This is a genomic window from Microvirga lotononidis, assembly GCF_034627025.1.
GTDB classification, from domain to species: Bacteria; Pseudomonadota; Alphaproteobacteria; order Rhizobiales; family Beijerinckiaceae; genus Microvirga; species Microvirga lotononidis.
Genome location: NZ_CP141048.1, coordinates 1,961,482 through 1,982,560 on the forward strand (window position 1 = coordinate 1,961,482; position 21,079 = coordinate 1,982,560).

13 protein-coding genes and 3 tRNA genes are annotated in these 21,079 nt (G+C 66.1%); 8 read left to right on the forward strand and 8 right to left on the reverse strand.

Going from position 1 to position 21,079, the window contains the following annotated elements; genetic code table 11:
• Positions 1-31: 31 nt before the first annotated feature.
• A complete protein-coding gene (tsaD, locus tag U0023_RS09340; RefSeq protein ID WP_009493633.1) occupies positions 32-1,087 on the reverse strand; it encodes a tRNA (adenosine(37)-N6)-threonylcarbamoyltransferase complex transferase subunit TsaD in 1,056 nt (351 codons plus the stop codon).
• 120 nt (positions 1,088-1,207) lie between these two features.
• Between tsaD and hemC the strand changes: the two genes are divergently transcribed.
• The 7 genes from hemC to U0023_RS09375 all read left to right on the forward strand — a co-directional run bounded on the left by hemC (position 1,208) and on the right by U0023_RS09375 (position 6,831).
• Positions 1,208-2,134, forward strand: coding sequence for a hydroxymethylbilane synthase (hemC, locus tag U0023_RS09345; RefSeq protein ID WP_009493632.1), 927 nt, complete (start codon positions 1,208-1,210; stop codon positions 2,132-2,134).
• On the forward strand, positions 2,131-2,829 hold the full coding sequence (locus tag U0023_RS09350; protein ID WP_009493629.1) for a uroporphyrinogen-III synthase: 699 nt from the start codon (positions 2,131-2,133) through the stop codon (positions 2,827-2,829). Before hemC ends, U0023_RS09350 begins: the two co-directional genes overlap by 4 nt.
• Before the next feature lie 207 nt (positions 2,830-3,036).
• Positions 3,037-4,776 (forward strand): hypothetical protein, encoded by a 1,740-nt coding sequence (locus U0023_RS09355; RefSeq protein WP_009493627.1) that lies wholly within the window; start codon positions 3,037-3,039, stop codon positions 4,774-4,776.
• 15 nt (positions 4,777-4,791) lie between these two features.
• Positions 4,792-6,387 (forward strand): heme biosynthesis protein HemY, encoded by a 1,596-nt coding sequence (locus U0023_RS09360; protein ID WP_009493626.1) that lies wholly within the window; start codon positions 4,792-4,794, stop codon positions 6,385-6,387.
• A 79-nt stretch (positions 6,388-6,466) separates the two neighbouring features.
• Positions 6,467-6,542, forward strand: a tRNA-Thr gene (locus tag U0023_RS09365).
• 115 nt (positions 6,543-6,657) lie between these two features.
• Positions 6,658-6,733 (forward strand) — tRNA-Ala (locus U0023_RS09370).
• A 23-nt stretch (positions 6,734-6,756) separates the two neighbouring features.
• Positions 6,757-6,831 (forward strand) — tRNA-Gly (locus tag U0023_RS09375).
• A gap of 611 nt (positions 6,832-7,442) precedes the next feature.
• On the opposite strand, the gene U0023_RS09380 is transcribed toward U0023_RS09375, so the two are convergent.
• The 7 genes from U0023_RS09380 to U0023_RS09410 all read right to left on the reverse strand — a co-directional run bounded on the left by U0023_RS09380 (position 7,443) and on the right by U0023_RS09410 (position 19,924).
• Positions 7,443-9,134, reverse strand: coding sequence for a methyl-accepting chemotaxis protein (locus U0023_RS09380; protein WP_009493624.1), 1,692 nt, complete (start codon positions 9,132-9,134; stop codon positions 7,443-7,445).
• Positions 9,135-9,347: 213 nt separating this feature from the next.
• The gene (locus tag U0023_RS09385) at positions 9,348-11,045 is read right to left on the reverse strand and encodes a methyl-accepting chemotaxis protein (protein WP_009493622.1); all 1,698 of its coding nucleotides are present in this window, start codon (positions 11,043-11,045) and stop codon (positions 9,348-9,350) included.
• Between the two features lie 319 nt (positions 11,046-11,364).
• Positions 11,365-12,432, reverse strand: coding sequence for a tryptophan--tRNA ligase (trpS, locus tag U0023_RS09390; RefSeq protein WP_009493620.1), 1,068 nt, complete (start codon positions 12,430-12,432; stop codon positions 11,365-11,367).
• A gap of 215 nt (positions 12,433-12,647) precedes the next feature.
• Positions 12,648-13,535, reverse strand: coding sequence for a cation diffusion facilitator family transporter (locus tag U0023_RS09395; RefSeq protein ID WP_009493618.1), 888 nt, complete (start codon positions 13,533-13,535; stop codon positions 12,648-12,650).
• Positions 13,536-13,725: 190 nt separating this feature from the next.
• Positions 13,726-15,702 carry a CHASE2 domain-containing protein gene (locus U0023_RS09400; RefSeq protein WP_154661264.1) on the reverse strand — a complete coding sequence of 659 codons (1,977 nt, stop codon included), beginning with the start codon at positions 15,700-15,702 and terminating at the stop codon, positions 13,726-13,728.
• Between the two features lies 1 nt (position 15,703).
• A complete protein-coding gene (locus U0023_RS09405; protein ID WP_009493614.1) occupies positions 15,704-19,360 on the reverse strand; it encodes a FecR domain-containing protein in 3,657 nt (1,218 codons plus the stop codon).
• Positions 19,361-19,534: 174 nt separating this feature from the next.
• Positions 19,535-19,924, reverse strand: a complete 390-nt coding sequence (locus U0023_RS09410; RefSeq protein WP_040639286.1) for a response regulator — start codon at positions 19,922-19,924, stop codon at positions 19,535-19,537.
• 411 nt (positions 19,925-20,335) lie between these two features.
• Here U0023_RS09410 and U0023_RS09415 point away from each other — a divergent pair, with 411 nt between their 5' ends.
• Positions 20,336-21,076: a glutamine amidotransferase gene (locus tag U0023_RS09415; RefSeq protein ID WP_009493610.1), complete on the forward strand. Its 741-nt coding sequence runs from the start codon at positions 20,336-20,338 to the stop codon at positions 21,074-21,076.
• Positions 21,077-21,079: the final 3 nt, after the last annotated feature.

Here is a 21,079-nt window from a genome sequence, read left to right on the forward strand (position 1 = left end):
GTTGATGTGCCAGCTTCTGACGACGTCCTTGTCACGCCTTCGCTCCGGCCTCGTCCCGGCTGGTGTCGAGGGGCCAGCGGGCGCGGGCGGGGGCGGTGATGTCGTCGATGAGGCCGAGGCGCATCCGCTCGAGGCCCGCCCAGGCGATCATGGCGCCGTTGTCGCCGCACAGGGCCAGCGGCGGGGCGACGAGCTTGAGGCCGGCCTCGACGGCGAGGCGCTGCAGCCCCTGGCGCATGCCCTGGTTCGCCGCGACGCCGCCCGCCACCACGAGGGCGGTCGGGTGGCCGGCGATCTCGCGGAAGGCGCGAAGCCCGACCCGGGTGCGGTCCACCACCACGTCCACGATGGCGGCCTGGAAGCTGGCGCAGAGATCGGCGATGTCGCTCGCCGTCAACGGCGCGATCTTCTCCGCCTCGATCCGCACGGCGGTCTTGAGGCCGGAGAGCGAGAAATTCGGCTCCGCACGGCCCTGCAGCGGGCGCGGGAAGGCGAAGCGCTCCGGATTGCCCTTGGCGGCCTCCTGCTCCACGTGCGGCCCGCCGGGATAGGGCAGGCCGAGCATCTTGGCGACCTTGTCGAAGGCCTCGCCGATCGCGTCGTCGATGGTGGTGCCGAGGCGCACGTAATCACCGACGCCGCGCACCGCGACGAGCTGGGTATGGCCGCCGGAGGCGAGCAGCAGCAGGTAGGGAAATCCGATGCCGTCGGTCAGCCGCGCGGTGAGCGCGTGGGCCTCGAGGTGGTTCACCGCCATCAGGGGCTTACGGGTCACGAGCGCGATGGCCTTGGCGGTGGTCAGCCCCACCAGCACGCCGCCGATGAGGCCGGGGCCCGCCGCCACGGCGATGCCGTCGATGTCCTTCATGGAGCATTGGGCGCTCTTCATCGCCCGGGCCACGAGCCGGTCGATCACCTCCACATGGGCGCGGGCGGCGATCTCGGGCACGACGCCGCCATAGCGGGCATGCTCGGCGATCTGGCTCAAGACCTCGTTGGAGAGGATCTCGCCGCGTCCGTCGAAGCCGACGCCGACCACGGCGGCCGCGGTCTCGTCGCAGGTGGTCTCGATGCCTAGAATGCGCATGATCGGGGGCCGCTCGATTAAGGTGTTGTCCGGGCTTCCGGCCCGGCGCTCCTCCCCCTATAGTCCGCCGCGCCGCACAAGATCAAACCAGATCGTTCAAGACAGGAGCACTCAGGCAGAATGGCCGCATCACCCACCCTGGTCATCGGTACGCGAGGAAGCCCGCTGGCCCTCGCCCAGGCCCACGAGACGCAAGACAGGCTGGTCGCCGCCCATGGCTGGACCGTGGAGCACCTGCCCCTTTCGATCATCAAGACCACGGGCGATGCCATCCAGGACCGGCCCCTGTCGGAGGCCGGCGGCAAGGGGCTCTTCACCAAGGAACTCGACATCGCGCTCCTCGACGGCTCCATCGATCTCGCGGTCCATTCCGCCAAGGACCTGCCGACGGCCCTGCCGGAGGGGATCGTCATCGCGGGCTTCCTGCCGCGCGAGGACGTGCGCGACGCCTTCATCAGCCACCGCTACAGGAGCCTGAGCGACCTGCCGCAGGGCGCCGTGGTCGGCTCCGCTTCCCTGCGGCGGCAGGCTCAAGTTCGCCGCCTGCGGCCGGACCTCCAGGTCACGCTCCTGCGCGGCAACGTGCAGACGCGGCTCGCCAAGCTCGAGCGCGGCGAGGTCGACGCGACGCTGCTCGCCATGGCGGGCTTGAGGCGCCTCGGTCTCACCGACCATGTGACCACCGTGCTCGAAACGGACGATTTCCTCCCGGCCGTGGGGCAGGGCGCCATCGCGATTGCGATTCGCGCCGAGGACGAGCGGGTGCGGGCGGCGCTCGCGCCCATCCTCGACATGGCCACCGCCCACGCGCTCGCGGCCGAGCGGGCCTTCCTCACCATCCTCGACGGCTCCTGCCGCACGCCGATCGCCGGCCATGCGCGGCTCGTCGGCGGCGAACTCGAAATCCGCGGCCTGGTGCTGCGCCCCGACGGATCCGAATGCCTGGAGGCCATCCGCCGCGGCTCGCCGGACGATGCGGCGGCGCTCGGGCGCGAAGCCGGATCGGAGCTGCGCTCCCGCATGCCCCCGGACTTCCTGACATCATGACCCGGATCCTCGTCACCCGCTCGCCCGAGGATGCGGCGCGCACCGCCGAGAGGCTGAAGGCGCTTGGGTTCGATGCGTGCCAGGCACCCGTCACCCGGATCGTCCCGACAGGCGATCCCGCTCCTGATGCACCTTACGATGCTCTCATCGTGACCAGCGCCCATGCGGCGGATGCTCTCGCGGGCCTGGATCGGCTGAAGCTCGTCTTCGCCGTGGGCGAGCACACGGCCGAGGTGATCCGCCCACAAGGATACACCCGGGTCATCGTGGCGGACGGCGACGCGGTGTCCCTGTCGCGGCTGATTCGCGAGCAGCTGCCGCCAGGCCTTGTCCTGCTCCACGTGACGGCCCGGCACCACAAGGAGGAGCCCGCCCTGTCCCTGCGCCAGGCCGGGTTCACGGTGCTGCAATGGGAGGCCTACGAGGCGCAAGCCGTCGAGACCTTGCCCGAGGCCGCCGTCGAGGCCCTGCGCACTGGCCAAATCGGCGCCGCGCTCCATTATTCACGGCGGAGCGCGGATCTCGTCGTCCGGCTGGTCAGGGAGGCGGGGTTGGCGTCCAACCTCCAGGCCTTTCCGCATCTCTGCCTCTCGGCCGATGTGGCGGCGCCCCTGATGGCGGTCGGCGCCGCGGTCCGGGTGGCGGAGGGGCCTTCCGAGGATGCGCTTCTCCGGCTTCTCGATTCGCTCCCCTGAAATCCGGTGCCGGGTCGTCGACGGTCCGGCCTGGAGCCCGCCGACGGAGCTTTGCCATACGAGGACAATCGTGGTCCGATGGACCATTCGTTTTTGGAACGTACCGCAGGAAGGGAACGAAACGCTGCGCCCAAGCTTGCCTCAATTGCATTTCACACTGACCTTTTGAAGATCCCGCGCCTGACGCGACCCGTGCAAGAGTGACCCGTGACCGATTCATCTGATCCCCGACGCCCGAAATCGTCCCGCAAGAAGCCCTCGCGTGAGCCGGCGACCATCGACCTGAAAGCGACCGTGATCGACGAGGGTTCCGCCCCGGTCGCCAGTCCGGGCGCCGGGACTCAGGACACGCTGGGGCAGGAGACCTTGGGGCAGGACATGTCGGGCAAGGACACGTTGGGCAAGGACACGTTGGGTAAGGACACCCTTGGGCCGGACACCCTTGGGCCGGACACTCTCGCGGCCGGGGCTCCCGCCCCGGAGACGATCACCGGAGGTGCGGTCCCTGAGGTGAAGCCCGACGAGACCATCGCGGCCGGCCACGAGCCCCCGGCCGAGGACCTGGTCGCCTCGCCGGAGGCCACGCTCGATTCAGGGGCCGGGACCGATACGCTCCCGTCCAGCGCTGCTATCGGGGAGGCTGGCAGGCCGGATGCCGGTCTATCTGACAGCTCCTACCAGGAGTCTACCGCGTCGAACGCGCGCGACGAGGCCGTCCCTCCGCGCCCGGTTCCCGAGCGTCGCGGCTCCGCCGGCGCGCTGATCGGATCCGGCCTGCTCGGCGGCGTCATCGGCGCAGGATTGCTCTACGGATTGCAGACCTGGCAGGAGAATCCGGGCCAGAACCAGCCGGTGGAACTGCGCCTGGCTCAGCTTGAACAGCGCGTCGGCGCTCTCCGGCAACCGGCCCCCTCCCCCTCCGGTCAGCCGCAGGGGAATGTCCAGGCTCTGACGGAGCGCCTCCAGACGCTCGAGTCGGCTCGGGGCGAGCTGGACCAGCGCCTCCAGGCTATCCAGGACACGGCCCGCCAGGCGGCGAGTCAGGCCCAGGAAGCCCTGAACCGTCCCATGCCTGAGGCGCCCCAGCCGCCGCCGGCCCAGAACGAGGCGGCGCTGACCGACCTGTCCAACCGGCTGACCGAGCTGTCCAATGGCCTATCCGGCCGCTTGTCGGGCCTGGAAGAACAGGCCCAGGCGAACGCCCAGGGCGCGGAGAAAGCTGCGAATGCGGCCCAGCAGCTCGACGGCCGGATCGCGGATCTCGACCGGCGTCTCGCCGACCAGGACCGCCGGTTCGGCGAGGCGGAAAGGCGCTTCTCCGAAACGGAGCGCCGCTTCACGGACACCGACCGCCGGATTTCCGAGCAGGAACAGCGCCTTGCGACCCTCTCGCAGCAGGCGGCGGAGAACACCCGGAACGCCGAGGCGGCGAGCCAGACCGGCACCAAGGTCGTTCTCGCCGGCCGCCTGAACGACGCGCTGAACAGCGGCACCCCCTATGCCGAGGTGCTCGACGGCGTGAAGAAGGCCGGGGCCGATCCGAGCCGCGTCGCGCCCCTGGAGCCCTTTGCCGAAAAGGGCGCCCCCACGGCGGCGGCGCTCGCCCGAAGCTTCGATCCGGTGGAAACGGCGATCCTGAGGGAAAGCCGCGGTCCGACGAACAGCTGGTCCGACCGGCTCCTGCGCATGGCCGACCGGGTGGTGACGGTCAAGCCGGTGAACGAACAGGGGACCACGGGCGTTTCGGCTCTTGTCGTCCGCATCCGGCAGGCCCTGGAGCGCGGCGACGTGGTGGAGGCCGCGACCGCCTGGGATGCCCTGCCCGAGCCGTCGCGGCGGCTCTCCGAGGAATGGGGCCGGCAGGTCAAGGCGGTCGCCGAGGCGCATCGCGCCGCGCAGGCGATCAGCTCGGACGCCCTCGCCACCCTCAACCGTACGACGCAATAAAAGGATCTGCCCCGCATGTGGCGCGCACTCGTTTTCATCGGTCTTCTCTGCGTCGCGGCCTTCGGCGCGGTCTGGCTGGCCGACCGGCCGGGCACGGTCCTGATCACCTTCGGCGGTTACGAAATCCAGATGTCGGTGGCGGTGGCGGCCATCGCGCTGGCAGGCCTTGCCCTGGCCTTGGCCCTGCTCTGGTCCCTGGTGACCGGCCTCATCCAGCTTCCCTCCCGCCTGACCTTCGCCTCACGGGCGCGCCGCCGCTCCCGGGGCTACCAGGCCGTTTCCCGGGGCATGGTGGCGGTCGGCGCCGGCGACACCATCGCGGCCCGCCGCTATGCCAACGAGGCGGAACGCCTTCTCGGCAAGGAGCCGCTGACGCTCCTCCTCAAGGCGCAGGCCGCCCAGGTGTCCGGCAACCGGGAGGTGGCCGAGGCCGCGTTCCTGCAGATGATGGACGAGGACGAGACCCGGGTTCTGGGCCTGCGCGGCCTCTTCGTCGAGGCCCGCCGCCGGGGCGATGCGGCCTCGGCCCATCAATATGCCACCGAGGCCGTGCGTCTGGCGCCGGCGGCCGCCTGGGCAAGCGATGCGGTCCTCGAGGCCCGTTGCGCCGAAGGGGATTGGCGCGGCGCTCTCGAAACCGTGGAGCGGCGGACGTCGCTCGGCCTTCTCGACAAGAAAACCGCTAGGCGCCACCGGGCCGTCCTCCTCACGGCGGACGCCCTGGAACGGGCGGATCGCGATCCCGACGGCGCCCTGAGAAGCGCCCAGGACGCGGTGAGGCTCGCGCCCGACCTCGTGCCCGCCGCGGCGCTCGCCGGCCGTCTGCTCTCGCGCAAGGGGGATCTGCGCAAGGCCGCCAAGGTGGTGGAAACCGCCTGGCGCAGCCTGCCGCATCCGGATCTGGCCGAGGTCTACCTGAACTTGCGTCCGGGTGATTCGGGCCTCGACCGCCTCAAGCGCGCCGAGACGCTCTCCCGCCTCTCCAATGGGGCGCCGGAGGGCCGGCTCGCCGTGGCGCGTTCCGCCCTCGAAGCCCGCGAGTTCGACCGGGCCCGCGACGCCCTGGAACCGCTGTTGCAGGACAGGCCGACCATGCGGGTGTGCCTGCTCATGTCCGACCTGGAACAGGCGGAGCACGGCTCGACCGGCAAGGGACGCGAATGGCTCGCCCGCGCCACTCGCGCGCCGCGCGACCCGGCCTGGATCGCCGACGGGGTCGTCTCGGACCACTGGGCCCCGGTCTCGCCGGTCACCGGCCGTCTCGACGCCTTCGTCTGGCAGGCGCCCCCGGATGTGCTGATCGCGCCCGAACTGACCCTGCACGACGACGTGACGGCGGATCTCGACGACGAGGTCAGGGTGCTGCCCATCGCGGCTGCGGAAGAGCCCGCTCCGGCTCCGGTGAGCGAGTCTGGTCCGGTGCCGGCTTCCGAGCCTCTGCCGGCCGGGATCAGGACCGAGGCCGTCGTCGCCGGGCCCGTCAAGGAAGAGGTGAAGGAGGAGATCCCCGCTCCTCAGCCTGAGCCCGTGGTTTTCCCGACCACGCCGCCCGACGTGCCGAAGCCCAAGGAACAGGCGTCCGCGCGTCGCAGCGTTTTTTCGGTCTGGTAGGCCATTCCGGCCCTTCCCTCCCTTGCCAAGCGGCGGGGGAGCGGGTAAGAGGGCGCCTCTCGGATCGCAGAGCCGCGATGCCGCAATAGCTCAGCTGGTAGAGCACCTCATTCGTAATGAGGGGGTCGGGGGTTCGAATCCCTCTTGCGGCACCATCTTCTTCCTTGATCGACAAGGACTTAGAAGTGGGTTGCCCTTGTGGCAGGTTGCAGTTATGTCTTCGGGAGGACCAGGGACGCACGACGATGAGCGTGCTGTCCTGTCAGATCAGGGGCCATAGCTCAGCTGGGAGAGCGCTTGCATGGCATGCAAGAGGTCGGCGGTTCGATCCCGCCTGGCTCCACCAAATCTGACGAGGTATCGGAGCGTGCGGGTGTAGCTCAGGGGTAGAGCACAACCTTGCCAAGGTTGGGGTCGAGGGTTCGAATCCCTTCGCCCGCTCCAATTCCTTCCATTGCGAAGATTAATCGACAAGGCGCCTTCGGGGCGCCTTTCGCGTTTTGGCCCGGCGCAACGAAACGGGCCCATTCCGTAGGTGGAGCGGGCCCGCGGTGACTCGAAGTCACACGTCATTGACGTTCATCCGGCTCAGCCGGTCAAGGAATACAGAATGTCGAGCCGAAGGGTGCCTCCAAAGCTCAGCATCTCGGAGCGGAGGGGGTCTTCAGCCCAGGCGATATCGCGATGCGAGCCTCCATCCGTTCAAGCCGGGGCGGGTGCCCGGTTCATCGATATCGCGGAACAGGCTTCGGTGAGGAACCCGCTCGAACAAGCATGCCGTTCCGCTCTCTGCGACGGGGCTTTCTCCAGGAGCGAGATCACGTCCCGTCGGGAAGTAAAAAACGCTCGCACCCTGCTTGTTTCAGCGTAGCGGAAAAGAAAAAAAGCCCGGCACGCGATGGCCGGGCTTCGGAGGTAAGTTTCGAAGGGAGGGAATGGGTTTCGTCTCGTGCTTCGGACGTGAAATCGAACTCACGTCCGATGCTCTAAGGTTTTGATTTTTGCATCTTTCCGCGCAAAACCGGTTCCCACTTTTGCGTTCGATGCTCTAGATCCTAGGCCGCCTTGACGTCCTGGAGGAAGGTCGCCACCTCGCGGCCGAGGTCGTGGGAGTGGCGCGACAACTCCTGAGCGGCGCCGAGCACCTGGGAGGCGGCCGAACCGGTTTCCCCGGCGCCATGCTGCACATCGACGATGTTGCCGGTAACCGTTTCCGTACCGCGAGCCGCCTCCTGGACATTGCGGGCGATCTCGGCCGTCGCCGCGCCCTGCTCCTCCATGGCGGCCGCTATGGAGACGGAAATCTGCGACATCTCGGTGATGGTGCGGGCGATTTCCTGGATGGCCGCGACCGTCTGCTGCGTCGCCTGCTGCACCGAGGCGATCTGGCCCGAGATCTCCTCAGTCGCCCGGGCGGTCTGGTTGGCCAGGTCTTTCACCTCCGAGGCCACCACGGCAAAGCCCTTGCCGGCTTCTCCCGCGCGGGCCGCCTCGATGGTGGCGTTGAGCGCCAGCAGGTTGGTCTGCCCGGCGATGGTGTTGATGAGCTGTACCACGTCGCCGATCTTGTCCGCCATGGAGGCGAGTTCCTGGACGGTCCCGTTGGTGCGCTGAGCCCCTTCGACGGCCCGCTCGGCGATCTGCGAGGACTGCGCGACCTGGCCGGCGATCTCGCGGATCGAGATCGACAGCTCCTCGGTAGCCGCTGCCACCGTCTGCACGTTGGCCGAAGTCTGCTGCGCGACCGAGGCCACGGCAACGGACTGGTTGGTCGTCTGCCCGGCGATGGCCGTCATGGACTGGGCCGTGGCCTCCATCTCGGTGGCCGCCGAGGACAGCCCCTGCGTCAGGGCCGAGACGTTGAGCTCGAAGCGCTTGGTGAGCTGGTCGAGGAGTTCGGCGCGGCGCATCTTGGCCTGGTTCTCGGCCTCCTGCGCGGCGGCGAGCCGGCGCGCCTCGACGGCATTGTCCTTGAACACCTGCAACGAGCGGGCGAGCGCCCCGACCTCGTCCTTGCGCTCGGTGCCGCTCACGCTCACCGACAGGTCGCCGTTCGCCAGCCGGTTCATGGAACCGGCAACGCCGTTCAATGGACGGGCAACGCCATAGACCATGATGGCCGCCAGCAGCGAGGTGGCGAGCGTCAGGCCGATGACGGAAGCGACGATCAGCTGCGTCGAGGTGAACGACGCGAGATCGGCTGCGTGGATTTTCCCCTGGTTGAGAGCCTGGACGTTGGCCTCGATCCTCTGGTCGAGCATCTGCATCGCCTTGTCGTGCAAGGCTTGTCCCTCGCCCGTCGACAGCTTGAAAGCTTCGTCGCTTTCGTTGAGCTGCGTGTGGGCAATGCTCCGCCCCATGACGTCGAAGTATTCCTCGACGGTCTTCTTCAGCGCCTCGTTGGAGCTGCGGATCTCGGGCGTATCGGACAAAGCGATGAGAGTGTCGAAGTCCCTGAGCGTCGCTTCCTTGGCATTCTTGAAGTGCTGGTCATAGATGAGGATCTGCTCGATCCGCGTCTCGATGATCAGGTTCTTTTCCTGAATCGCCGCCTCGTTGACATTCGCCTTGGCGCTGAGCGCCGTGCTGCGGCGGGCAGCCTGCACGTCGACGATCTGCTGGGTCGCGCTGGCGAGCGTGTCGAGGCTGGATTTGGCAAAGACGATCAAGCCGATCGTCACGGCGATGAACAATGCCACCGGAATGGTCAGTTTCGTAATCAGCTTAAAATTGTTGAGAGCTCTCATTGTCTTCTCGCTATCCTGTCCACGTTCCCGCGGACGGTGCATGCGTCCTGCGACGCGCAGAAATTTCAGCCTGTCAGGAATTAGCTCCTGGAGCTTGTGCCAAGCTGAGCTTTTTATGGAGCTGTCGCCGGAGGGCGGGTAAGGGCTCGCCATGAAACGAAAGGGCCGCTGTTCGCAGCGGCCCTCTGATTCTGCGAGGATGTATCCGGCGCCTCAGGCGGCTTTGACACCCTGGAGGAAGGTCTCGACCTCGCGGCCCAGATCATGGGAATGGCGCGACAGTTCCTGAGCGGCGCCGAGCACTTGGCTGGCCGCTGCCCCGGTCTCTCCGGCGCCATGCTGCACGTCTTCGATGCTGCCCGTGACCGCCTCGGTGCCACGTGCCGCCTCCTGCACGTTGCGGGCGATCTCGGCGGTCGCCGCGCCCTGCTCCTCCATGGCGGCCGCAATCGACGTCGAGATCTGGCTCATCTCGGTGATGGTGCGGGCGATCTCCTGGATGGCCGCGACCGTCTGCTGCGTCGCCTGCTGCACCGAGGCGATCTGGCTCGAGATTTCGTCGGTCGCCTTGGCCGTCTGGCTCGCCAGCTCCTTGACCTCGGTCGCCACCACGGCAAAGCCCTTGCCGGCTTCGCCCGCGCGGGCCGCCTCGATGGTGGCGTTGAGCGCCAGCAGGTTCGTCTGCCCGGCGATGGTGTTGATGAGTTGCACCACGTCGCCGATCTTGGCCGCGGTCGAGGCCAGATCCTGCACCGCCGCATCGGTGCGGCGCGCTCCCTGGACGGCCCTGTCGGCGATCTGCGACGACTGCGCCACCTGGCCGGCGATCTCGCGGATCGAGATCGACAGCTCCTCGGTAGCCGCCGCCACCGTCTGCACGTTGGCCGAAGTCTGCTGGGCAGCGGACGAGACAGTGACGGATTGCTGCGTGGTCTGTCCGGCGATCGCGGTCATGGACTGGGCGGTGGCCTCCATCTCGGTGGCCGCCGAGGACAGCCCTTGCGTCAGGGCCGAGACGTTGAGCTCGAAGCGCTTGGTGAGCTGATCGAGGAGTTCGGCGCGGCGCATCTTGGCCTGGTTCTCGGCCTCCTGCGCGGCGGCGAGCTGGCGCGCCTCGACGGCGTTGTCCTTGAACACCTGCAGCGAGCGGGCGAGCGCCCCGACCTCGTCCTTGCGCTCCGTGCCGCTCACGCTCACCGACAGGTCGCCGTTCGCCAACTGTCCCATGGAGCCGGTAACCCGGTTCAGCGGACGCGTAATGGCCATCACGACGATGGAGCCGAGCAAAGCGATGGCGATGCTCAGGCCGATGACTGACGACACGATGAGCGTGGTGGAGGTGCTGGATGCCAGCGCTTCCGCGTCCTCCGACGCCTGGTCGAGCGCCTTCTGATTGACGGCGATGCGCTCGTTCAGAAGGTCGCGAACCTTCATGCGGAGATCGCGTCCTTCGCCGTTGGAGATCTGAAGGGCGGAGAAATCGTCGTCCTGCATGCCATGAGCGACGCTCTTGTCCATGAGCGCGAAGTATTTGCCGAGAGTCGCCTTGATGTCCTCGTTGACGGCACGGCGCTCCGCATTCTCGGAAAGGGCAATCAGCTCGTCGGCACGTTGCATGGCGAGCTTCTTGTATTGCTGATAGACGGCTTCCGCGCTCTTGAGCCGGTCCTGCTCGGTCGAGGAGAACAGGATCAGGTTCTTTTCCTGGATGCTGGCCTCGTTCACTTCGGCGTTGATGCTCAGGATGGCGACCAGACGGGCCGTTTCGACATCCGTCACTTTCTTGGCGTCGGCACTGAGGGTGTCCAATCCGTTTTTCGCAACCGCGATCAAGCCGATGGTGATAGCGACAAAGATCGTTGTCGGAATCGCCAGTTTGACGATCAATTTCAAGTTGTTCAGAAAACGCATGGTCCCTCGACAGCCTGCCCGCAACCCCGCGGAAGGCGCGCGCCCCCACGACGCGCTTACAGCAGGCCTTTTTACTTAATAGCGTTGTCTGTTACGTGTCGCATTACGGGAAATTACTTAGATGATGGGTTTTTTGTAGTAAAATATCTTGAATTTTCTGATGGTCGTTAATCATATTTTCATATCTAAATGATGCCGCAGGTTAAAGACGCAGTCTCTGCCGGCCTGTTCTCTCCTTGAGGAGAGAACAGATACATCCTGCTTGAATAATCTCGACCCAGACTGGATGCGGTGCCGAGATCAGGCAGGTATTGGAGCTTTAAGACGCGGCTATACTCTGTCTTTGACGATGCGTCCCGAGCCTCGCCTCCGCGAAGGTGAACAACCCGAGGCCCGCGCGGATCTCGTCCAAGGTCGCCTGGGTCCGGGTCCGTGCCGCCGAAGTGCCGGTCCGCAGCAGATCCAGAACATAGCCGGCGTCGCGCTCCAGGGCCGAGCGGCGCTCCCGAATCGGCGCGAGAAGGCTCTGGAGGATATCCTCCAGACGGCGCTTGACCGCAGCATCCCCGAGGCCTCCGTGGCGATACCGCGCCTTCAGATCTTCGACCGCTGCACGGTCGTCGTCGAAGGCGTCGAGATAGGTGAAGACGACGTTGCCTTCCACCGTGCCCGGGTCGGAAGCACGCAGGTGGTTGGGGTCCGTGTACATGCGCCGCACGGCGTCGCGGATCTCATCGGGCGTGGCGGACAGGGAAATGGCATTGCCCTGGGACTTGCTCATCTTCGCCTTGCCGTCGACGCCGGGCAGGCGCCCGACGGCAGGGATCAGGGCCCGCGCTTCGGGAAGAACATCGCGGCCGACCTGCCGGTTGAGACGACGGACGATCTCGTTGGTCTGCTCGATCAGCGGAGCCTGATCTTCGCCCACGGGAACGACATTCGCCTTGAATCCGGTGATGTCGGCCGCCTGCGCGGCCGGGTAGCAGAGGAAGCCTGCGGGAATATCGCGCCCGAAGCCGCGAGCCTGAATCTCGTCCTTGATCGTCGGGTTGCGCTCGAGGCGCGCGACGGTGACGAAGTTGAGATAGAGCAGGGTCAGTTCGGCAAGCGCCGGCAGGCCCGATTGCACGCAGATCGTCGTCTGGTCCGGATCGATGCCGACGGCCAGATAATCGAGCGCGACCTCGAGCACGTTCCGGCGCACCTTGGCGGGGTCGGACGCATTGTCGGTGAGGGCCTGCGTATCGGCCAGAAGCAGATACTGCCTGTGGCTATGCTGCAGGGCGACGCGGTTCTTCAGGGATCCGACATAATGGCCGAGATGAAGCGGGCCGGTGGTCCGGTCTCCGGTCAGAATGACGGGGCGTTGGTCGATGTCGACGGACATGGGGCTTCTCCAGATGAGAGCCGCCGTGACGTAGGACTGGATCGGAAAATGACGAACGATGCCTGCCGTACACGGCGGCTACGTTCGTTGTGATAGACATGACGACGTGCCGCTCCTGTCAGGAGCGCCACCAAAGAATTGCGGTCGTGGTCGCACGGTCTATCATGGGCGAAGGAATGCCACGGGCGCGGCACTCCCGCAAGAGCCCTGACGGCTCAGAGCACCACGATGCCGGCGTGCTTGGCCTTGTTGTCGGGCTCCACGTGGATTGTGATGAGCGCGTCCTTCACGTCCTCCTTGAGGGCGCGCTCAAGGCGGTCGCAGATGTCGTGGGCGTCGGTCACGCTCATCTGGCCCGGCACGACGAGATGAAAGTCGATGAAGGTCATCCGGCCGGCATGACGCGTGCGCAGGTCGTGGGCCTCGATGGCGCCTTGCGCATTGACGGCGATGATCTCGCGGACGCGGCTCAACGTGGTCTCGGGAAGAGCCTCGTCCATGAGGCCGCCGATGCTTTCCTTCATCAGGCCCCAGCCGGACCAGAGAATGTTGACGGCAACCAGGGCCGCGAGGGCGGAATCGAGCCAGTGCCATCCGGTGAAGGGAACGAGCAGAAGACCGATCAGGACGCCCGCCGAGGTCATCACATCCGTGAAGAGGTGGCGTCCGTCGGCCACGAGGGCGGGCGAGCGCATCCGCCGTCCGCGGTTGATCAGCACCCAGGACCAGAATGCATTGATGACGCCGGCGATCGCATTGATCGCAAGGCCCTCCATGGGAGCATCGATCATCTTCGGCGAGAGGAATCCGTAATAGGATTCCCGCAGGATGGCCAGCGCCGCCACGATGATCAGCACGCCTTCGAGAACGGCGGAAAAATATTCTACCTTGTGATGTCCGTAAGGATGGTTCGCATCCGCCGGTGCAGCGCTCACGCGCACGGCCAGAAAGGCCGCAACCGCCGTCACCACGTTGATGACGCTCTCCAGCGCATCCGAATAGAGCGCAATGCTGCCCGTGATGTAATAGGCGGCATATTTCAGGCCGAAAACAACGGCGCCGATGAATATGCTGCCGAGGGCAAGTTTCTGAATCTTGTCCATGGCGCGATACGTAACTGAGAGTGCGGCGGGAAACGAGGCGCTCTTATAGACCGTGTTCTGCGAGGCGCAAGATCTTGTTTTTACTTGCAATTCGTTTGCAAAATCATGTCAGGGAAAAGTGTTTCCTGTGCAGGTCGGGCCTGAGATCGGCCAAGCAGAGACAGTGAGGATCATGGCCGCGGCGGACCGATCATTCCGGGAGGGCGGTCGCCTTGAGCAGAAGCTTCCCGTAATACGCCGACAGGGAGGGGACGAGCGTCTGGCAGCGGCGGGCGAGTTCGAGCGCTTCCACGCGCCGGCCGGCGCGGATGCTGTCGAGCAGCGTGCGATGCAGATCCATCAGCTCCACCAGGGCCGGATCTTGGCGCTGCGAGGCGGGCGCAACGATGGTGAAGATCGCCGTCTTCTCGGCACGCCCCTTCACGGCGATGCGATCGAGCTCGATCAGCACGAAATGGTCCTGCAGCGCTTTTGCCGTTGCGGGACCGAGCACGATGGAGACGCCGTATTCCTTCGACAGGCTTTCCAGGCGTGAAGCGAGGTTCACCGTATCGCCGAGGACGGAGTAATCGTAGCGCCAGCGCGAGCCGACATTGCCGACCACGCAATCGCCGGTATTGATACCGACGCCGATGGCGAAGGAGGGGGCATCCTCGCCCTGTTCGCGCCGCAGTTCGGCATTCAGGATCTTGACCGCATCCAGCATGCCCATGGCCGCGCGGGCGGCGCGCAGAGGATGGTCGGGGCTCGGCAGCGGCGCATTCCAGAACGCCATGACGCAGTCGCCGATATACTTGTCGATGGTGCCGCCTTCCGTGAGCACGGCGGCGGACAACGGATCGAGCAGGCGGTTGATCAATGTCGTCAGCCGCTCCGGCTCGTCCTTCAGCTTCTCCGACAGGGTCGTGAAGCCGCGCACGTCGCAGAACAGGATCGAGAGATTGCGGCGCTCGCCTCCGAGCTTCAAGGCGGCCGGGTCGCGCGCGAGCTGCGCCACGAGGTCCGGCGAGAGATAGCGCGAGAAGGCCTCCGACACCGTGCGACGCAGCTGGCGCTCGCGAGCGTAGTCGAGACCGAACCGCGCGCCGAACACCGCCAGCGCTGCTGCCGCCGGCATGGCGGGCGGCATCCAGACTCGGCCGAAGCGGAGCACGACCCAGGATCCCGCGATGAAGAAGGCGAGCAGGAAGGCTGCCGCGAGCCCGGTCCGCCAGGAGACACCATGGGCCGAGAAGGCAGCGGCGAGCAGGGCTCCAGCAATCACCAGAAGCGCCATGACGAGCCGCGGCACGGGCAGAACGTAGAGATTATGGCGAAGATTATCGAGGATCGTGGCCTGTGCTTCCACGCCGGCCGTAAGAGTTCCTTCGGTCAGCGTATAGGGCGTCGGGAAGGTATCGGGCGCGCCGATATCGGCGGTGGTCGCCTGCTTGAGGCTCAGGCCCACCAGGACGACCTGATCCTTGAAGAAGCCGGGCGGCAGAAAATGCGTCGGATCGAGAGCCTGATAATAGGAGACGGTCGGGTAGGAGCGGGCCGGCCCGAAGAACTGGATCAGCGCGCCCGAGGGAGCTACGGCCTGCGGTTCGCCCTTCAGGCGCAGCGCTTCGGCGGCGAAGCTGTCCTGCATCTGCGGCATGCGGCGCAGATAGGCATCCCCGTCGAGATCTACGGAGGCCACGCCGGTGGCCGCACCGGCATCGAGGAAGGGATCGAGCGGACTGACGCGGGTCACCTGAACGCCTTGAGACAGGAGCGTCGTCACGTCGTCGGCGGCCAGCACCACGTCGGGACCGAGCACCTTCGCGAAAGCCGCATCGGCTTCCTCCGTAGTGGGATCGGCGAAGATGACGTCGAAAGCGATCGCCTTCGCGCCCGCGGCACGCAGACTCTCGACCAGTCTGGCGTGAAGCTCCCGCGACCAGGGCCAGCGCTGGCCGATCTCCCCGATGGACGGTTCGTCGATGGCCACGATCACGGCGCCAGGCCGCGTCGGCAGGGGCGGCGAGACGACCGAGAGAATGTCGTAGAGCCGCGCTTCGATGAGATGGAAGGGTGGGAAATAGAGGACCGGCATCAGCAGCGCCGCGATGAGCCCCGCCATGACGAAATGGCGCCAGAGAGGCTCGCGCCCGTGATCGACCGCTGCCGGCCTTTCGCCGCTCACTCTAGAACCGAGCCTTGACGGAGGCCGCGACCGTGCGGCCGGGAGCCGGAATGTCGAAGCCGAAATCGTAGCGTTGGTCGAACAGGTTGAGCGCCGTCACGCCGAACTGGAAGCGCCGGTCGGGCGTCTCCCAGGTGATCGCCGCGTCCGTCGTCCAATAGGCTGCCAGCCGGTCGTTGTCGTAGGAGCCGGACCGTTCGCCGATGTAGTTCTGGGTCAGCGTGAACCGCAGGCGGCTCGGATGCACGAACGTCATCCCGAACCGTGCGAAGCGTTCCGGAACATAGGGGATCGGCTCACCCACGCCCTGACCGTCTCGGAACGCCGCGGTCGCCAGAATTTTCGAAGTGGCTCCGCCGACGGAGCCGAACACGCCGATGCCGTGACCGAGCCAGACATTGATCGTGGCGGCGAGCCACTCGGCGCGCGCCTTCTCGATATCGTCGAAGCTGGTCAGCGTGTTGATTCTCGGGACGTTGAGGTCATTCAGCGTCTGCCGCTGATATTCCAGGGCCGTGAAGACGTGCGGCGTCCATTCCGCATCCCAACGCAGAACAATGCTCTTCGTCGGTCCGCTCGCGGGCGTGTCGTTCGGGATCAGCCCGACCGTGGTCGCAGGTGCGAGAGAGTAGCTCAGATAGGTATCGGCATTCTCGATATAGGCCGCGCGCAGCCATTGCCCTTCCAGCGGCGACACGCCGATACCGAAGCGCGGCGACACCCAGACATCGGGATCGGCGTTCTTCACGTCGAGGAAGGTGCGATGGATGCCGGCCTGAGCCTCGAACCGATCGTTCGGCCGCCACGACAGATCGGCGTAGGCACGGCCGCCCCGGAAGGGACTGTCGAAGGCCGTCGCGTCCTGCAGATCGTCCTCTGATCCGGAGAACCAAGATAGGTGACTGTTGCTGAGGCCGCTGTATCGCAGCTGGCCAGCCTGAGCTTCCAGGCCGTAGCGCAGATTGAAGTCGCCGATCCCGATGGCGTGGCTCACCGCCCCGACGACGCCGTCGACGCGCTGCTTCTCGGTCCACAACGTGTGAATGACATCAGGAAATCCGAACTCCGCCGGTGCGGAATAGTCCCATCGATTCCCACGGTCGAGCGTCTCATTCCGCGTCGCGAACACGGCAGCCGAGAGGACATTGCGGTAGCCGAACGTGTGGCTCCAGCCGGCCACGCCGAAGAGGGTCGTCTCGTCCCGATCGATATGTTCGGTGAGATCGAGACGGTTGACATCCGTCAGGCCCGGCCTGCCCTCGGTCGCCCAGCCCATGAACATGAACCGGTCGGCTGCGCTCGGTGCCGAACCGATGCTGAGCGTGATGCCTTTTGCTCTCTCGTTGTCGGCCGTCAGGTTGCCTTTGGCCTCGCCGGCGCTCGCGGACAGGCTGAAGCTCGTCGGCACCGGCTCGTTGGAGAAGCCGTTGACCAGCACGCCCGCGTCCCAGCCGACCTTGCCGCCGCGCACCACGGGACCGCCTCCGATCTCGGTATCGAGAAACGGTCTGCGGATGGGGTCGAAGCGCCCGATGCGGCCGGAAACGGCCAGGGGGTCGAGGAGCAACCCCTGAATCGAGAGATTCAGGGCCGCGCTGTTGAGGTCCGTGCCTTCTGCCGCATCGAGGGTAGGCTCCGTCGGGAACAGGCCCGGCCTGCTGGCGATCGCCTGGTCGAAATAGCCTTGCGCCTCGAAGGGATCGAAGGTCCGGTCGGCATAGAAGCGCGCCCAGTCATGCAGGTTGATGAAGCGGTAGGCCTCCACCGGGTATGAGCCGGTCTGCTTGGTGACTGACAGGCCCGCATAGTCCCCGCCGCGATCCCGGTAGCGCCGCAGGGCCTCGCGCGCGGCGAGGATCGCCTCGTCGGCCATGTAGAGATCGAGGGCGAAAGCCGTGCGCAGGATGGGCACGATGGGGGCCCTGGGATCGAGCCGGTCGGCATTGTCGAGGGTCTGCCAGGCGAGTTCGTAATCGCCGTTCTGGAAATAGGCATCGGCCAGGATGAGCTGATCGTTCGAACGGGCCGGATTGACGGCGGATCCGGCCAGCAAGGACTCGATGGCCTGAGCCATCTTGCCCTTCTGCAGAAGATAGCGCCCGCGGGCCGAGTAGGCCGTGGGTGGGTCGAGGGCCAGCGCCTTGTCGATGAGAATGCCTGCCTCTTCCACCCGGCTCTGATCGAGGAGAAGGATGGCCAAGTTGACGTAGGGAATCGGGTTCTGCGGCTCCATCTCGATGGCCCGCCGGAAGGCGGCCTCGGCCTCGATCAAGGCGCCCCGGCCCTGTTCGAGAAGGCCGATCTGGTTGAAGAGCGAGAAACTCGGATCGGACTTCACAACCCTGTAGAGATCGGCCAGCGCTCCGTCGATGTCGCGGGCATAATCCGCCTTGATCGTCGCCCCGAAGGCCACCACGTCCGGATCCGCGGCGTCGATCGCCTTGGCGCGTTCATAGGCTGCGTACATGTCCTCGCGATGGTCGAGGTCCTGGGCGAGGGAGGCCGAGAGCAGGGCAAGCCCGGCATCTTTCGGAAACAGCTTCTCGGATGCCGCGGCCTCGGCGGCGGCGGCTTTGAGATCTTGGCGGAAACCGGTGAGATAGGCGTTGATTTCCGCCGTCCTCGGATCCCGGACCGGAACCTTCGGGGCGGGCTGCACCCGCTTCGGATCCGCCAGGGAGGCCGCGGCATAGCGGCCGTATTCGGCCCAGCCGCGCCGCCGGGGATCGAGGCCCGGCTTCGCACGCTCGAACAGCCTCATCGCATCCTGCCAGCGGCGATCCGCACCGGCCATGAGAGCTTCGAGATAATCGGCGCGAGCCCGCTGTGCCTTGGTCATCGGGCGGTTCCTGGCTTCCGCGAGAGGGATTGCCGCCGCGCGCCTGTTACCCGCATTCATGAGGCTTTCGGCAAGGGTGAGCCAGTCTTCCGTCGTGCGGCTCGCGGACGGCAGGGCCTCGATCCGGGTTTTTTCAGCCTCGAATTGTGTATTGCTCAGGGTTGTCGTCGGCAGGTTGATGAACACCTCCCGCATCGACATGTAGAAGAGCATCTGCTCGCGGTCGTTCGGGCTGACGAGAACGAATTTCGTCGGCGCCTGGCCGACGGCCGCCACGGCTCCCTCGCCTTGACGAACCGTCACCGCGCCTTGCGGATTCTTGAGCTCGACGATGCCTTCGAGCACAACGAGCGAGGTCTTGCCGGTGCCATCCACCGCCAGCGACCAGTCCGTGCCGCGGATCGCCGCAACCGCCGCCGGCGTCTTGACGTCGACCCCCGAGCCGCCGCGGGCGGCACGGGCCCAGATGTTGCCGCCCTGAAGGCTGAGCTGGGTCGCGTCGGTCGGTCCGCTCGCCACCTCGTTGACGCTCAGGGTCGAGTTGCGCCCGACGCGGATCTGGGTCTGGTCGTTGAACAGGATCGCCAGGTTGCCGACGGCGTTGGTGCGCAGGGTATCGCCGCCGACGAGGCTCTGCTGCAGCTGGGCGGCGCGCCAGAGATCCTCGCGCACGAAGCGCATTTCCTCGCCGCCCTTGGCCGCCACGATGGCGCCTGCGGCGGGTGCCTGGCGCGGCACGGGAACTTGGGCCCGCGCGGCGGCACAGGAGAGCGCCAGGACGCTTGTGGCGGCCAGAAGCGTGACGGATCGGAACGACATGGGAGACCGGCTCGAACGAAGGGTTACCTGCTCTAACGTTACGAGAACTTAGCAGGATGTCCCTGGGAACAAAGCCGATTCACATCATGAATGATGTGTTTTGCAGCACAAGGTGAACGACTGCGGCATTAGGGCCACAGACTCAGCCTCCCGAGCGACGATCAAATTCTGGGGTCAGGCCGTCCTGCCGCAGGCAATCAGGAGCTTCTGCTTCAGATCGTGCTGGGCAAAGGGCTTCTGCAGGACCGGACGATCACGGAAGGCGTCACGAATGCCTGCGCTGCCGTAGCCGGTCGAGAAGACGAAGGGGATCGAACGCTGCGCCAGGGCTTCGGCGACCGGATAGATGGGCTCGCCGGCGACGTTCACGTCGAGGATGGCCAGATCGACCTGTTCGCGCGCCACGGCGTCCAGGGCCGCGGACAGGCGGGCTGCCGGACCGATCACCTCGCAGCCGAAATCGAGAAGCATGTCTTCCAGGAGCAGGGAGATCGCGGCTTCATCCTCGACGACGAGGATACGCAGGCCATTGAGATCTCCATCGCTCGTTACGCTGTCGGTCACGGGTTCACTTTCTTTCACGCTCGGATGCTGGCTGATCAGCCAGCAAAACACGGAACAAGATGCGCCGGATCTTCCGGACTTCAAGGCTGGAATCAGGTGCTTCTATCACTTTTGAGGATCCGTGCAAAAACCGGGCACGCTCGCAATCGTACATAATATCGTTATGGACCGATCCTGGGTCGGCGGCAAGCTTCGCCCAGAGGATCGAACCCACGCGTCCATTCCGTTTCCGGTCTTGATCTGAGTTCCGTCATGCGCCTGGTCTCCCGGTCCGTCTCCGGCCTGGGAATTGCGACTCCGCGGGCTGCCGATGCCCCTTGCGGAGAAGGCATCTTATCCCGAATAATCGGGTTATGGTCTCGCGTGATCTCCTACCTTTCGTCATGAACGCCTCCGCATCGGGTCGAAACCATGCCTAGGCGGCGTCCCAAAGCACCCATTCTCATCGTCCTGCATCAGGAACACTCGACGCCCGGCCGGGTCGGGCGCCTGCTCCTGGAGCGCGGCTACCACCTCGACATCCGCCGCCCGCGCTTCGGGGATTCTTTGCCCGAGACGCTCGCCGAGCACACGGGAGCCGTGATCTTCGGCGGCCCGATGAGCGCCAACGATCCGGACGATTTCATCAAGGCTGAGATCGACTGGATCGAGGTGCCGCTCAAGGAGAACAAGCCCTATCTCGGCCTCTGCCTGGGTGCACAGATGATGGCGAAGCAGCTCGGCGGTCGCGTCTGGTCCCACCCCGAAGGCCGGGCTGAGATTGGTTATTATCCCCTGCTGCCTACGGCCGCCGGCGAGGCATTGAGCGAAGATTGGGGCGTGCCCTGGCCGAGCCATGTCTATCACTGGCACCGGGAAGGCTTCGATTGCCCCACGGGTGCCGAGACCCTGGCCACGGGAGACGATTTTCCGACCCAGGCGATCCGGGCCGGCGAGAAGGCCTTCGGCCTCCAGTTCCACCCCGAGGTCACCCACGCCATGATGTGCCGCTGGACGGTTCATGCGGAGGAGCGGCTGAAGATGCCGGGTGCGCAGGACCGGGTGCGCCAGCTCGCCGGGCGCTTCCAGCACGATCCGCACGTCTCCCGCTGGCTCGACCGGTTCCTCGACCATTGGCTTGATGACCCCATGCCGAAGCGCCTGCGGACCTGACGG

Coding starts and splice junctions, on each gene's coding strand:
- tsaD (WP_009493633.1), bottom strand. CDS start 1,087: ATGCGCATTCTAGGCATCGAGACCACCTGCGACGAGACCGCGGCCGCC.
- hemC (WP_009493632.1), top strand. CDS start 1,208: ATGGCCGCATCACCCACCCTGGTCATCGGTACGCGAGGAAGCCCGCTG.
- U0023_RS09350 (WP_009493629.1), top strand. CDS start 2,131: ATGACCCGGATCCTCGTCACCCGCTCGCCCGAGGATGCGGCGCGCACC.
- U0023_RS09360 (WP_009493626.1), top strand. CDS start 4,792: ATGTGGCGCGCACTCGTTTTCATCGGTCTTCTCTGCGTCGCGGCCTTC.
- U0023_RS09380 (WP_009493624.1), bottom strand. CDS start 9,134: ATGAGAGCTCTCAACAATTTTAAGCTGATTACGAAACTGACCATTCCG.
- U0023_RS09385 (WP_009493622.1), bottom strand. CDS start 11,045: ATGCGTTTTCTGAACAACTTGAAATTGATCGTCAAACTGGCGATTCCG.
- trpS (WP_009493620.1), bottom strand. CDS start 12,432: ATGTCCGTCGACATCGACCAACGCCCCGTCATTCTGACCGGAGACCGG.
- U0023_RS09395 (WP_009493618.1), bottom strand. CDS start 13,535: ATGGACAAGATTCAGAAACTTGCCCTCGGCAGCATATTCATCGGCGCC.
- U0023_RS09405 (WP_009493614.1), bottom strand. CDS start 19,360: ATGTCGTTCCGATCCGTCACGCTTCTGGCCGCCACAAGCGTCCTGGCG.
- U0023_RS09415 (WP_009493610.1), top strand. CDS start 20,336: ATGCCTAGGCGGCGTCCCAAAGCACCCATTCTCATCGTCCTGCATCAG.